The sequence below is a fragment of the Halopenitus persicus genome (assembly GCF_900107205.1).
GTDB lineage: Archaea > Halobacteriota > Halobacteria > Halobacteriales > Haloferacaceae > Halopenitus > Halopenitus persicus.
The window spans coordinates 398,936-412,202 of record NZ_FNPC01000003.1; the positions used below are offsets into that span (position 1 = coordinate 398,936).

The 13,267-nt window shown below is 63.9% G+C and carries 12 protein-coding genes and 1 pseudogene; 6 read left to right on the top strand and 7 right to left on the bottom strand.

Annotated features, from left to right (window positions below; all coding sequences use genetic code 11):
* The first annotated feature begins 251 nt into the window (after positions 1–251).
* Positions 252–422 (top strand): hypothetical protein, encoded by a 171-nt coding sequence (locus BLV25_RS17315; protein ID WP_176819447.1) that lies wholly within the window; start codon positions 252–254, stop codon positions 420–422.
* 383 nt (positions 423–805) lie between these two features.
* Here BLV25_RS17315 and BLV25_RS18135 read toward each other — a convergent pair.
* From BLV25_RS18135 to BLV25_RS07085, 3 genes and pseudogenes are all read right to left on the bottom strand, one after another.
* Positions 806–1,155: pseudogene (locus BLV25_RS18135) on the bottom strand (helix-turn-helix domain-containing protein); the annotation flags it as partial.
* A gap of 31 nt (positions 1,156–1,186) precedes the next feature.
* The gene (locus BLV25_RS07080) at positions 1,187–2,182 is read right to left on the bottom strand and encodes a cytochrome d ubiquinol oxidase subunit II (protein WP_021074107.1); all 996 of its coding nucleotides are present in this window, start codon (positions 2,180–2,182) and stop codon (positions 1,187–1,189) included.
* Complete coding sequence (locus BLV25_RS07085; protein WP_092731771.1) at positions 2,175–3,623, bottom strand: cytochrome ubiquinol oxidase subunit I; 1,449 nt, start codon at positions 3,621–3,623, stop codon at positions 2,175–2,177. Before BLV25_RS07085 ends, BLV25_RS07080 begins: the two co-directional genes overlap by 8 nt.
* Before the next feature lie 489 nt (positions 3,624–4,112).
* On the opposite strand from BLV25_RS07085, the gene BLV25_RS16690 reads away from it, so the two are divergent.
* Positions 4,113–4,325 (top strand): amidohydrolase family protein, encoded by a 213-nt coding sequence (locus tag BLV25_RS16690; RefSeq protein WP_143114396.1) that lies wholly within the window; start codon positions 4,113–4,115, stop codon positions 4,323–4,325.
* A gap of 416 nt (positions 4,326–4,741) precedes the next feature.
* Here BLV25_RS16690 and BLV25_RS07090 read toward each other — a convergent pair whose 3' ends face one another.
* Together BLV25_RS07090 and BLV25_RS07095 are read right to left on the bottom strand one after the other, a co-directional pair.
* Positions 4,742–6,199 (bottom strand): amidohydrolase family protein, encoded by a 1,458-nt coding sequence (locus BLV25_RS07090; RefSeq protein ID WP_092731774.1) that lies wholly within the window; start codon positions 6,197–6,199, stop codon positions 4,742–4,744.
* A gap of 76 nt (positions 6,200–6,275) precedes the next feature.
* Positions 6,276–7,235, bottom strand: coding sequence for a quinone oxidoreductase family protein (locus BLV25_RS07095; RefSeq protein WP_021074111.1), 960 nt, complete (start codon positions 7,233–7,235; stop codon positions 6,276–6,278).
* Positions 7,236–7,513: 278 nt separating this feature from the next.
* Between BLV25_RS07095 and BLV25_RS07100 the strand changes: the two genes are divergently transcribed.
* Complete coding sequence (locus tag BLV25_RS07100) at positions 7,514–8,188, top strand: helix-turn-helix domain-containing protein (protein WP_021074113.1); 675 nt, start codon at positions 7,514–7,516, stop codon at positions 8,186–8,188.
* 110 nt (positions 8,189–8,298) lie between these two features.
* Positions 8,299–9,678 (top strand): hypothetical protein, encoded by a 1,380-nt coding sequence (locus tag BLV25_RS07105; protein WP_021074114.1) that lies wholly within the window; start codon positions 8,299–8,301, stop codon positions 9,676–9,678.
* A gap of 68 nt (positions 9,679–9,746) precedes the next feature.
* On the opposite strand, the gene BLV25_RS07110 is transcribed toward BLV25_RS07105, so the two are convergent.
* Positions 9,747–11,225, bottom strand: coding sequence for a PAS domain S-box protein (locus tag BLV25_RS07110; RefSeq protein WP_021074115.1), 1,479 nt, complete (start codon positions 11,223–11,225; stop codon positions 9,747–9,749).
* A 123-nt stretch (positions 11,226–11,348) separates the two neighbouring features.
* A complete protein-coding gene (locus tag BLV25_RS07115) occupies positions 11,349–11,558 on the bottom strand; it encodes a cold-shock protein (protein ID WP_021074116.1) in 210 nt (69 codons plus the stop codon).
* A gap of 269 nt (positions 11,559–11,827) precedes the next feature.
* Between BLV25_RS07115 and BLV25_RS07120 the strand changes: the two genes are divergently transcribed.
* Complete coding sequence (locus BLV25_RS07120) at positions 11,828–12,097, top strand: DUF7571 family protein (RefSeq protein ID WP_021074117.1); 270 nt, start codon at positions 11,828–11,830, stop codon at positions 12,095–12,097.
* Positions 12,098–12,163: 66 nt separating this feature from the next.
* Positions 12,164–13,264, top strand: a complete 1,101-nt coding sequence (locus BLV25_RS07125; RefSeq protein WP_176819448.1) for an NAD(P)/FAD-dependent oxidoreductase — start codon at positions 12,164–12,166, stop codon at positions 13,262–13,264.
* The last annotated feature ends 3 nt before the right edge of the window (positions 13,265–13,267 follow it).

The window sequence follows — 13,267 nt, forward strand, 5'->3', positions numbered from 1 at the left end:
CCTGATGTGCGGATAAGGACTCTTATCCGGACGAGTATACCCTAAACTCCCACCCAATATATAATAGATCCGCATATTTAGGGCTCCAAAATGAGGATGATGATTATATAAATACGGATTAATTCAGTTGATTCGATTCGGTCGATATCTGCGACGGTCGGCCGAGTCACGGATCGGAACGGTGTGTCGTTTCGGTTCCATATTTATAATGTGATACGTCTCCACTCCGATACTCTCGTCGCGTCGCGCTCGTGCGTTCGAACAGCCGGCGTCGGTCGAGCCGGATCGGGTTCCGGACGACTCGGGTTCCGGACGACTCGGGTTCCGGACGCCTCGGGTCTCGGTCGAACGAGGGCCGGATGCAGCGTCGGGAGGCGACGCTCCGCGAGTTCGTGGCGTTCGTCGAACTCGTCGACCGGTGACGACGGCTTCGTCGGTTTCAGCCGTGAGCGGCCGAGCAGCGGGACGGCGAGACGTCGAGATCGACGACGCGCTCTCCGCGTCGGTTCGGAACGGCCTCGATCGACCGAGACGGGCATTCGAAAGCCCGCGGTCCGTGAGTTGCCCCCGTCGGGTCCTCGTGGCTGTCCACGCGCGATCGCGCCGTCGCGTCTTCGGCGTCGGGGGCGGCACCGGTCCGGGCTGAGCGCGTTGATGCGGTTGATCCGTTGACCGTGTTGGGACACGGCGGTCCCGTGGATCGTCGTCGATCGTCGCGTGACGACGATCGGTGATCGATACGGCCCTTATAAATCATATAGTGCTATATCTAAAACGAGGGCGACGGTAGTTGAGACTGGCCGTCTCAATGCATATGGATACCTTCCTGTGGCTCCGGATGGAGTGTTTGTTCGACAAACTGCGACACAATGCGGTCCTCGACAGTCCGAAGCCGATACTGACCCGTGGAACGTGGTTCGTCGAGTATTGACGCCAGATCGGAGATGGAGACTTCCTGGAACCGCTCGTAGTAACGTGATTGACTGCCGCTTTCAGCACCTGCTAGTGTTCCGATGAGAAATCCGTGGCGATCCGCTCGGTCGCGTTCCAGTTGCCGGTACTGGTGATGTGTGACACCGAGAGCGATACCCCATCGCGAAGATGCGAATCCATCATATCGTCCACATCCCCGATCGGAGAGTCACCAGTACTGAGCGCAGAATGGAACGACGAGAGGTTGGTGGGGTTACCCTCCGTAGCCCTCATCCTCGATTGGGCCGCTAAATACCCCGTAGAGGAACTTGAAGTACCACAGCACCAGCAGCAGCACCGGGAACCCGAGGACAGTCACGAGGTTCAGCGCTAACGGTGACACGACCGCTTCTCTGACCAGCAGCTCTGTCGGCGGATAGATCGTCGGGTACAGCGGAATTGCGACCAGGATCGTCAACAGTGTGGGGAGCGCCAGCGCGCTCGCCAGCCAGGCCTGGTACTGGCCGCGTCTGGCCAGCACGCTCCCGCTCAGCCCCACGGCGACCGAGAGGGCGACGACTGCAGCTACGGGAAGCGAGAGTACCGTGTCGGCAGCGTCACCCGCGTCGGTTAGGACAACAGTTCCCAGCAGTACGACAACCCCACCGAGGTATGCCAGTGTAGCGCCGATGCCGTACGTACGCAGTTCCGACGCTAGGCCGGGATCGGTTTTGGCCGCGAGGAACGCCGCACCCGTGACGACCGAAACGGAGACCAGGCCGAAACCAGTCAGCACAACTGGTAGCGTCGCCCCGCCGAACAGCCAGCGGCCGGCGAGCATTCCGAACAGCAGCGGCGCAAACACGCTGCCCCCGACGAAGGCGTAGTCGGCGTAGCGCTTCCACTGCTCATCGTCGCGCTGCTCGCGAAGTTCCGGGCCGAGTCCACGGAACACCAACGCGAGGACGAACCCGATTGCGAGCAGATAGTTGTCCGCGAGGAGGCGGGAGTACACCCGCGGGAACGCCGCCAGCAGCATCGTCCCGAAGGCGACGAGCCACACCTCGTTGGCATCCCAGACCGGGCCGAACGCCGACAGGAACGTCTCCCGCTCGTGTTCGTCCGTCCGGGTCACGTACAGCATTCCGATGCCGAAGTCGAACCCGTCGAGGACGACGTACATTCCCAGTGCGAACAGCACGGCGCCGAACCAGATCTCGGGCAGTGACTCGACGAGGTAGGCGTCGACGGGCAACAACGGGTCAGTCATTGTCGCTCACTCCCGGGATCGGTCCGTGCCAGCCCCCCTCGCTGGACTCCCGGACGCCGAGCGCCTGGAGTTCCTCCCTGACGAGCCACTTCAGGACGTACAGGGCCGTCAGCAACAACCCGACGTAGACGACGACGAATCCGACTAGGGTCAGTGTCGCCTCCGTCCCGGTTAGTGTTGAGGAGACTGCCTCGCTGGTCCTGAGTTCGTCTTGGATGACCCACGGCTGGCGGCCAATCTCGGTGACATACCATCCGGTGAGCAACGCCGCATAGCCTAGTGGCGATGCAGCGATCATTGCCTTTAGGTAGCGTGTGCTGTCAGACAACCGCCCCCGATACGTAAGGTAGCCGCCCCACAGCGCCAGCCCGATAAACAGGAACCCGAGCCCGACCATAAAGCGGAACGGCCAGAATACGAGTGCTACAGGGGGGTTCTCCTCGTACTCGTTCAGCCCGATGACCTCGGCGTCGAAGTCCCCGCCACTGGCGAGAAACGATCCGACTGCGGGGAGGCTCACGGTGACGAGGTTCTCGGCTCGCGGATCGGTGAGTGCTTCAGGTGACTTCGGAAACGCGAGCAGGTGTAGATCGGCCTGCCCCGTCTCGTAGTGCGCCTCCATCGCAGCAAACTTCTGTGGCTGGGTGTCCTCGACGTGGCGGCCGTAGGCGTCGCCGTGGACCGCCTGGAACGGTGCGGAGACGATCAGGAGTACGACAGCCAGCTTGAGTGCGGTGTTCCAGGCTTCAGTATCGGGCTTTTTCCAGACGATGTACGCCGAGACGCCCGCGACCAGTAGTGCGACCGAGATCACCGACGCGTTCATCATATGGACGTACATCCAGGGCATTCGCGGGGTGAAGAACGCGGCGAACGGGTCGGTTAGTTTGGCGATTTCCATCCCGTTGCGGGTGACCATCTCGTAGCCCCGTGGGGTCTGCATCCAGGCGTTGACGATCAAGATCCAGAACCCCGACAGCCAGGCACCGAAGCCGACGAGTACTGACGAGATGACGTATGTCCGGTCCTTGACGCGGTCGCGACCGTACAGCAACACGCCGAGGAAGACGGCCTCTAAAAAGAACGCCATCTTCGCTTCGAAGGCCAGCGGGCCGCCGATCAGTTCACCGGCCACCTCGGCGAACTGTGGGAAGTTTGTGCCGAACTGGAAGCTCATCGGAATCCCGGTGACTGTACCCATCACGAAGCCGGCGGCGAAAACCTTCACCCAGAACGAGCGCAATCGCGCATACCGTAGCTCGTTCGTCCGTACGTCTTTCCAAGTAAAGTAGATAATAAACGGTGCGAGCCCGATCGAAAGGGACGCGAAGATGATGTGAACGGAGATCGTCCATCCGAACTGCATACGGCTCGCGAGTTCCGGAGAGAGGAATGCCGCCCATACCGGATCGATGGCACTCGATAGTGTGATCGGACCCATTCACCTTACGCTACGGAACAATAGCTTATGAGTAGCCCCGCGGTTCCCACTTTGGAGCATTCACCACAACAGTATTTTATTATTAGAACCGTATTGCTTGCACATCTCAATCGCCGTATCAGTATACGATAACTGATAGATAGAGTTGACTGATCCCAGCGGTGATCATCACAACGGTGGCGAGCCGCTTGAGCCAATCAGCATAACCATTACGTGATTTGCGTTACTGATGATACTGACTCCGGTTGCGACCGTTGTTGCAGTCATTCGTACAGCAACAAAACCCTAATACGAGCATCGCTTCAGCCGGGTCGATCCCGACGTTGATTCCCAGCGGGGCGGCGAACCGCACGCTCCCCGTCGCCAAACTCTTTCACCGCCAACTTAAATCGATGGACCATCCTCGACAAAAACGTCTCAGTTCTCCCTCCTGTTGTATGAGATATGCCATCGCCCCATCCCGATTCAGTCATTCACGGTGCACTTGTGATGACTGTTAACGCCGACCGGAACTTGTACGAGCACGGAACTGTCCTCGTCAACGACGGTGAGATCATAGACGTGCGTCCGTCGAAGCCTGAAGACGGGGAGTTGGATGCCGAGACAGTTATCGACGGATCGGGAAAGCTGGTTCTGCCAGACCTCGTCAATCCCCACACACGTCGAACTGTCCCCGACGATGGCAGGTGTCAGCGAACTTGACGACGTCGAACCCGTCGTTGTCGACGGTGAGATACTTGTTCATGACGGGGAGGTTCGGTCGATGGATGTGTCAAGCGTCGTCACAACTGCTCGCCGGGAGTTCGATCGCTTTCTCCAAGCGACAGGATGGGACGCGACTCTTGGCTCGTGTCGGCCACCGGAATCGAGTCTCTGGCGGCGAGTATCACCAGCCGTCATTGCACGCTACGTACGGCAGGCACTCCGTGGGATCGGTCCGACCCTGCGCGCGAACTGTGATCAGGTTGCAGTTATCTCGTTCACGTCGGCTGGCAGGTATCGTTTGATCCGTTTTACTGTTCGAAGGGGAAGCCTGGGACCCAGGAGAGTTGAGATGGGTGTCTCAATACAGATGCGGTCACAGGGCGGGACATTTTCCAAGGGAGACACGCCCGTCCTTACGGCAGGTGTTCGGACAGAAATCCCTGCCCGTACTGTTTGAGCACGCGCAGGGTCGGACGAGCGGCGATCCGGCGAGCGATTGATGTCTCCGGCGGTGAACTTCCAGCGAGCGAGGTGGCCCACCCGGTCGTGTCCTGCAATCGATCACGGGCGTCTTCGGCAGCCGTGATGACTGACTCCGGATCCATGGAGTCGACAGTCCCCTCGTACATCAATACCTCGCCGTCGACGATCACTGTCGCAACGTCTCCGCCGGTCAGCGTGTTCATCACCACGGATGGGAGGTTGCTGAACGGCAGATGCCGTGCAGGCTTCGGATCGAGAACGACGAGATCAGCGCGCTTACCGACTTCGAGGCTTCCGACCTCATCGGCCAGTCCGAGCGCGCGTGCCCCGTTGATCGTCACCGTCTTGAGCAGCTCGTAGGAGGTCCACTGCTGGGCACCGTACTCGTAGTTCGCCAGCAATCGGGCGTGTTTTGCCTCCTGTAGGAGGTCCCAGGAGTCGAACCAGAACGGATCGTCCAGACCGATGGCGACGTTCACGCCGTGTTCCTGTAACGCCGGGAGCGGGAACCACGCCTGCTCGCCGGCTCGGAAATAGCTGTAGATCGTTGGACAGTGGAGGACGTGTGCGCCCGATTCAGCGATCCGTCGAGCCTCCTCACGTCCTGCGTGCAGCACGTGTGTGAGCAGCGTCCGGTCGTTCAACAGCCCGTGGGCCTCCAGAAGCGCAAGTGTGTCGTCAGCGCCGCTTCCGGCGGCCATCGTGTCGGCCTCCGGTGAATCGTATATGTGCGTATGGAGCTGAAGGTCCGGATACTCTGTCCGGAGTTCAGCGATGCCCTCCCAGAGATCCCTTGAACAGCCGGCCTCACCGCCGGGGGCGATGCTCGCCGCAATCCGTCCATCGTAGGTTCCGTGGTACTTCTCGATGAATTCTCGTGCCTCCGCAAGCTGTGTCTCTGGACCGGCTGGTTTGATGAGGTCGGCCAACTCGGGGCCGATGACCCCTCGGAGACCGGCCTCGCCTAACGTCTCGGCTCCGAGCTCGGGAGTGAAGTCCATCGCGTTGACCGTGGTCACGCCGTGTGAGAGTTGCCGGAGCGACGCGAGTCGCCAGGCGGCTTCGAAAAACGCGTCATCGAGGTCGGCCTCTGCACGATGATACAGGGCGATCGCCTCTTTCAGGAGCTCACCGCCCTGTAGTTCGCTGAACAGACCCTGAACGAGGGTGAAATCAGTATGGCGATGGGCATCGATCAAGCCCGGGATCACGATCTGTCCGTCGACATCGATCACCCGATCTGCGTCTGCCGGTGTTGTGTCAGCGGACGACGGTTCGACGGCGGTAATCTGACCGTCGCTGCCGACTCGAACGGTCCCGTTTTTGATGATACGGCTGTCTCCATCGACGGTAACGATCGTTCCGTTGTGAAGCACGAGGGAATCCATGGGTTGATCGATCCTGTGATCTACTGAGTGGCGGAGCTCCAACTAATCATAGGCCAGCGGTATTATCATTCGATGGTCACGGGGTTACGACGAGTTTCCCCACGTACCCGCCGGCAAGCATCTCTTGGTGGGCCCGAGCGGTGTCCTCGAACGCGTACGTGTCGGCGACGACAGGCGTCAAGACGTCCCGTCTCATCAACCGGGCGAGTCGTTCCAGCACCGGCTGTCGAGTCGGATGGTTATCCATCTTGAGCGGCTGGATGGTCACTTCTTTGTTGTAGAGGGGCCGACCGTTCGTCTCAGGGATGTGACCCATCGTGCTGATGATTGTCCCGCCCTCGGTGACGACCGACAAATCGAGGTCGAGATACTCCTCGAGCCGATGGTCGAGGACTGTTTCGACCCCAGCACCGTCGGTCGCGGCGAGAATGTCCTCGGCGAGTGAGTCGCTCTCGTAGTCCAACGCGACAGACGCCCCGAGATCAGTGAGCCGGGCCCGAGCATCCTCCGACCCAGCCGTCGTGATGACCTCCGCCCCGCTGTGTGCAGCAATCTGGACTGCGGCGTGGCCAACACCGCCGGAACCGCCGTGGATGAGGACCCGGTCACCGGCCTGTATGCCGGCGAGTCCCTCCAGTGCCGTTCGGGCAGTGGCACCGACGTTGCCGATGGCACCCCCGGCGGTCCAGGACACGTTTTCCGGCAGACGCGCCAGTTTCTCCGCCGGGATTGCGGCGTACTCGGCGAAGGTGCCGCCCTCGGCACGATCCATGCCGGATGCGAAGACTCGATCACCTGGATCGAACGCCTCGACGTCCTCGCCGACCGCCGCAACGACTCCTGCACCGTCACCGCCAGGAATCGACGGGAGCGGGAGGTTGCCGTACTGACCGGAACGGAACATCACGTCGACACGATTGACGCTGGCAGCCCGCATTTCGACCAGGACTTCGTCGCGGTCGGGCGTCGGCCGGTCAACCTCGTCGACTTGGAGTACGTCTGCACTGCCATAGTCGTGGTAGCGAACGGCTCTCATGACTCGGTCACCTCAAACTGATAGTTGCCGGAATGGTACTCGCCAGAGCGGTGCGCCATCGTATGTCGTTCGTAGTTGGGTTCGTCGCCATCACATCTAACACATACGGGGCATCCCGAGTAGCGGTTATGTGGATGATACTCTACGGGTTTATGTTGGAGATGTACAGCAACAGATAGCTCCGGGGGGTGAACAGGGGGCCATATTTACAGAAACGCTCGGTAGATGGGTTGCATTTTAGCCGTGACGGAGCGTCATACAGAACATCGTCAGTAGCTATGAAACACATCCGGATCACAGTCAGTCCAGATATCGACCGCGCACCCCCGTTCCTGCGGTACTTGCTGGATCCAGAGGCTCACGACGAAGCTCGGGCCATCGACTGGAACCGCGGCGATTCGGAGCTGTCGACCCATATCTACGCAATCGCCGGCGATGGAGGCCGGTTCGCTGACTTAGCACGGGAGACGACTGGTGTCGAATCGGTCGAACTCTCGGCCGCTGACGCTCGGGTCTCGTACGCACTCATCGAACTACGTGACGCGGAGCTACCAATATTCGGAGGGTCCGCAACCGCGATCGACCGCACCGGACTGGTGGTTCGGCGACCACTCGTCTACCGTGATGGCCGTATCCACGGCCACATCGTCGGGGGCCCGGCGACACTGCAGTCGACGATTGATGACCTCCCAGAGAGTGTTTCCGTCCAGATTGACGCAATTCAGCAGTTCCCAAGTGCCGACGTGAACCCGGCAACAACGCTGAGCGGCCGACAACGGGAGGCGCTCCGAGTAGCCGTCGACTTGGGATACTACGATACGCCGCGCGAAGCCACCCACGCCGACATCGCCGAAGAGTTAGGCTGTGCGCCAAACACGGCGAGCAACCATCTTCAGAAAGGCGAGGCAAAACTCGTCAAGGCCGGACTCAAGGCGTTTACGTCGTCGTTTTGACGGACTGTACGCCTCTCGAACAGCGCAATCCGTCCCGGTCGTCCTCGGCCGCCACGGCGCGCCGGGAACGGAGACAGCTATTTACCAGGGGCGAGGGATCTGCAACGACGATGCGCCCTCCACACGCGGTCCTCGTCGGAAGTGCGGTGTTGCTACTGCTCGTCGGTCTCGTCCCGGCAGGTTCGGCGGCGCCGCCGCCGGAAGGCGTCTGCGGGATCTGCGGGGCGGAGTTCGAGCGCGCCGCCGCGGCCGACGGCGTGAACGCCACCGTCGGGGGGAGCAGTCTCACCGTCCGGGTCGCAGCCGACGGAACGAGCCGCTGGCGGGCCACCGCCACCCTGAACCGGGCCGCCGCGAACCGGTTCGCCGAAAATCGCACGCTGTTGCGTCGCGTCGTCGACCGGAGCTACGCCTCGTCCCGGACCGTCGTGGACGAGCCGGAGAACCGCTCGGTGGCGCTCGCGGACCGCACCGTCACGGTCACGTTCGCCGTCTCCGACGCCGCCGAACGGTACCCGGGCGACGTCCTGCTGTTCACGGAGTTCACGCGCCAGCCCCCACACGGCGCGGCCTACGTCAACGCCGACAGGCTCACGGTCGCGGGGCCGGCAAACACGACGGTCACGCACGCGCCGCCCGGCAGCACGATCGACGGAAATCGAGTCGTCCGGACCGTCGATGGCGACCGAGGCTCCGACGGCCCCCGGCTGGGTCGCGAGGCGACCGTCGCGTTCGCTCCCGCGGATGGCCCCCTCGCGCAGGCAGCCACCGCGGCTGCGGTCCGGCTGAACGCGTTCGGAATGATCGAGTCCGAGCTCCGCCAGTATGCGTTGGGTCCGGCCGTCCTCCTCGGACTCGTCGCGACCGGGCTGCTGCTCGGACGCGGTCGGCTTCCGCCGGCGCTCGCTCGGGGACGAACGGTCACGCGATGGCTCGCCGCGGGTGTCGGCCTGTACGCCGCACTCGTCGCGATCGCCGCTCTCGTCGCCGGCGACGATCTCTGGCTCGTCCTGGGACTCGTCGGCGTCGGGCTCGCGCCGCAGACGTTCGTGACGGCCACCGCGGCCATTCTTCTGGCGCCCGTCCCCGTTGACGTCGATCCGGACGGAAACGTCACGGGGCTGGCTGCGGTCTCGGTCCTTGCGTGGACGCTCGTGCTCGTCCTCGGGGCGCCGGCGAGCGCCCTTCTCGTGCTCGGGGTCGGTCCGCTGGTCTTCCTCCCGTTCGGCGTGCTCGCCGGTGCGGGACGCCGCAGCCGCGTCCTTTTCCCGGCCGTCGCCGCGCTCGGGCCGATCGTGGCCGCGCTCCCGTTCGTTCCGCAGGTCGGGGTCGTGTTCGTCTCCCCGACGATGCTGGCGCTGCTGTCGGGCGGGACGGCGCTGCTCGGCGTTCCCCTGTTCGCCATCGGGCACCGTCTCGGGAATGCGATCGGGGGCGGTGGGGCGACGTCGGAACGGTCGTCGCGATCGGACGGATCCGCGTCGGGATGACTCCTCACGCGTTCGAATCCACGCCGGAATGAGCCCTCACGCGTTCGAATCCACGCCGGAATGAGCCCTCACGCGTCCGGGTTCACGTCGGTGATCTCGAAGCGAGCGCCGCCGTCGGTTCCCTCGGTCACCGCGATGGTCCAGCCGTGCGCCTCGACGATCTCCTGGACGATCGAGAGGCCCAGTCCCGTGCCGTCATCGGCGGTCGTGTGGCCCGCCTGGAAGACGTCGCCGCGTTCCTCCTCGGGGATGCCGGGACCGTCGTCCTCCACGTAGAAGCCGTCGTCGGTGGCGCCGACCGTGATCGTGACGTCCGCATCGCCGTGTTCGACGTCCGTTCCGCTCGGACGCTCGCGGGAAGTCGTCGCTCCGTGTTCGACCGCGTTTCGGAACAGGTTCCCGAACAGCTGGCGCAGACGGTTGCGGTCGGCCTGGACCGTTCGCGAGCCCTCGATCCGGAGTCTCGCGTTCGTCGTCTCGACCGTGTCCCAGCTCTCGCGCGCGCAGTCGGCCACCGGGACGGGCCTCACCTCGTCGACGCGTCGTCCCTGCTTCGCCAGCATAAGGACGTTCTCGATCAACTCCTGCATCCGCGCGTGGGCCCGTCGGATCGGCTCGACATCGAGGTCATCGTGCTCGGCCGCAAGGATGTCGAGATGGCCCATCGCCACGTTCAGCGGGTTGCGAAGGTCGTGGCTCACGACGCTCGCGAACTCCTCGAGCGTCTCGGTCTTTCGCTCGAGCTCCTGCGTCTTCCGCTCGAGCTTCTCCGTCGCTCGCTTCCGGTCGGTGACGTCGATGTAGGTCGCCAAGACCTCGTCGGTCGCCTCGCCGAGCGGCGATCCGGTGAACAGGAAGGTGCGCCGGTCGCCGTCGGCGGTGGTTCGCGTGACCTCCCGTCGAACCCGGTCGCCCCGCTGCAGTCGGTCGTTGATCTCGCGGACGCGGTCGGCGTCCGCCGCGTCGGCGATGAACGCGTCGAGCGAGGACCCGCCCAGCTCCGTGCCGGCGTACCCGAACGTCTCCGTGAACCGGCGGTTCACCTGCTTGACGACCGGGTCGCCGTTCTCGAGGTCCACGAGGACCAGCGGCACGGGAACGGCGTCGAACAGGTCGGCGAGACGGTCGCGTTGCCGTTTGAGCTGTTCCTGCGACTCCCGAAGGTCGGTGACGTCCTCGTTGATGGCGACGAAGCGGACGATCTCGCCCGTTTCGTCGGTGACCGGGGAGATCGTCTGTTTGACCGCGTACCGCTCGCCGTCCTTTCGCTGGTTGATTATCTCACCCTCCCAGGTCTCCCCGGCGAGGATCGTGTCCCAGAGCCGCTCGTAGAACCGGTCGTCGTGGACGCCGGACTGGAGGATGTTCGCGTTGTTGCCGACCGCCTCCGCGGCGGTGTACCCCGTTTGCTCCTCGAACGCCGGGTTGACGTACTCGATCGTTCCGGTCGTGTCCGTCCAGTAGATCGAGTGGCCGGCGCTCTCGACCGCCTCCCGGAACGATCGTACCGTCCGCGGGGACTCTCGCTCCTCACCCGTCGCGTCCATTACGAGTGACACTATTCGGGGAGGGTGTTAAGCGAACCGACTGAAACGCCGGCGATCGTCGCGACTCGCCGGGGTGAATAGTGTGAAGAAACGCAGTAAAGCCGCTGACGCGGCTGCGCGGAGTTACTCGTTCCGGACGAGGTTGGTCGCGCGGGGTCCCTTGGGGGATGATTCGATGTCGAACTCGACTTCCTGACCCTCCTCGAGGTCCGGACCGCCGACGTCCTCCATGTGGAAGAAGACGTCCTCGTCGTCGTCCACGTCGTCCGCGTCAGTCGAAATGAAACCGTAGCCGCCAGTGTCGTTGAAGAAGTCAACCTTACCGTTTGCCATTGCAATCATACGTACCCCCCGCCGAGGGATAACCCTTCCGAGGGTCGCGGTACCACGACCCGCCGGCGGGGATTCGTCGGTTTGCGTCGGCGATTTCCGTCGCCGTCGGTCGGTTCGCGACGGTCAACGGCGCCCGAGCTATGGTGACCGTTCACGAACCGGACGAGGGCTGCCCGGCGCCGGGACGAGTGTGGGGTCGCGACGAAGACGGTGCGAGATTCGAGGCCGGGTTATATACCGCGGGGTCCCCTCGGTGACCGTGCACCGTTATGCAACCGTGCCAAAGCTGTCAGGCGGTCATCGACGAGTACATCCTGGACAAACGACTCGAACCCCTGCGCGATCTCACGGTCGACGACTTCAACGTCTGCGCGGACTGTGCGACCATCGTCGCGAACGCGTGCGTGGAGTGTCACGGTGCGGTATACGTTCCCCGGAGCCGGTCGACGGTCCCCGACTACTGTCCCGCGTGTCGGGCCGATCGCATCGATCGCACCGGTCAGGACCCCGGTTGGAACCGCGGCCCCCAGTCGTCCTGATCGGCGTCCCGCCGTTCCGGACGTCGCGCCCGGGTTTTATGTCGGTCCTCGATGAGTATCATGGTAATGTCAGTCGTGGTGATCGGTGGCGGGATCGTCGGCGTGCGGCTGGCCCGGGCGCTTCGTGACCATCCGGCCGACGTCCACCTCCTCGAGAAGGACGCGCTGGGCGCCGGGACGACGGCGAAGTCGATCGCCGTCTTCTCGTGGCTGGAGTCGGACCCCTCGCCGTTCGCGCAGTCGCTTCGCGAGCGCGCCTGGCGGACGTACGCCGACCGCATCGCCGAGGACGCGATCTCCTTCGAGCGGATCGGCGCGCTGTTGGTGGCACGCACGGAGTCCTATCGCTCGCAGCTCGAGCACGCCGCCGAGACGTACGCCGAGCACGGGCCGGACGTCGAGCTGCTCGACCCGGCCGACCTCGAGGCGTTCGGGATCGCCCCCGAGGAGACGGCCGGCGCGCTGTACACGCCCGAGGAGGGGTACCTCGATCCGGGCGAGCTCGTCTCGCAGTGGGCCGCCGAGGCGCGCGAGGGCGGCGCCGATATCCGGACCGGCGTCGAGGCGACCGGGATCCGGACCCGGAACGGGGCGGTGACCGCCGTCGAGACGACCGACGGCGAGATCGCCGCGGACGTGGTGATCAACGCGGCCGGGCCGTGGGCGCCCCGACTTAACCGGATGGTCGGCGTCTCGGCGCCGCTCCGGCACACGAAGGGGCGCATCCTGGTCCTCGAGACCGACGGCGATCGCACCCTCCCGTACACGCAGTTCGAGAGCGGCCAGTACGTTCGCGGCGAGGGCCGGTCCCAGGTCTTCGCCGGCCGTCTCGAGCGCGAGTACGCGGACGCGAGCGAGCTGGACCCCGACGAGCCGCGGTCGGTCGGCGGCGAGTTCTACGCCGACGTCGCCGACACCACCGCGCGGCTCGTGCCGGCCGTCGCCGATGCGGACGTCGCCGCCGAGTGGGTCGGGCTGCGGACCGTCACCCCGGACGGACTGCCGATCGTCGGTCCCACCGCGGTCGACGGCTATCACCTCGCGTGCGGACTGAGCGGGCTGGGGATCACCTACGCGCCGGTCGTGGGGGACCTGTTGGCCGAGTACGTCGCGACCGGCGACCGCCCGCCGGCGCTCGATCGGCTCGCGCCGGACCGGTTCGCGTGACCC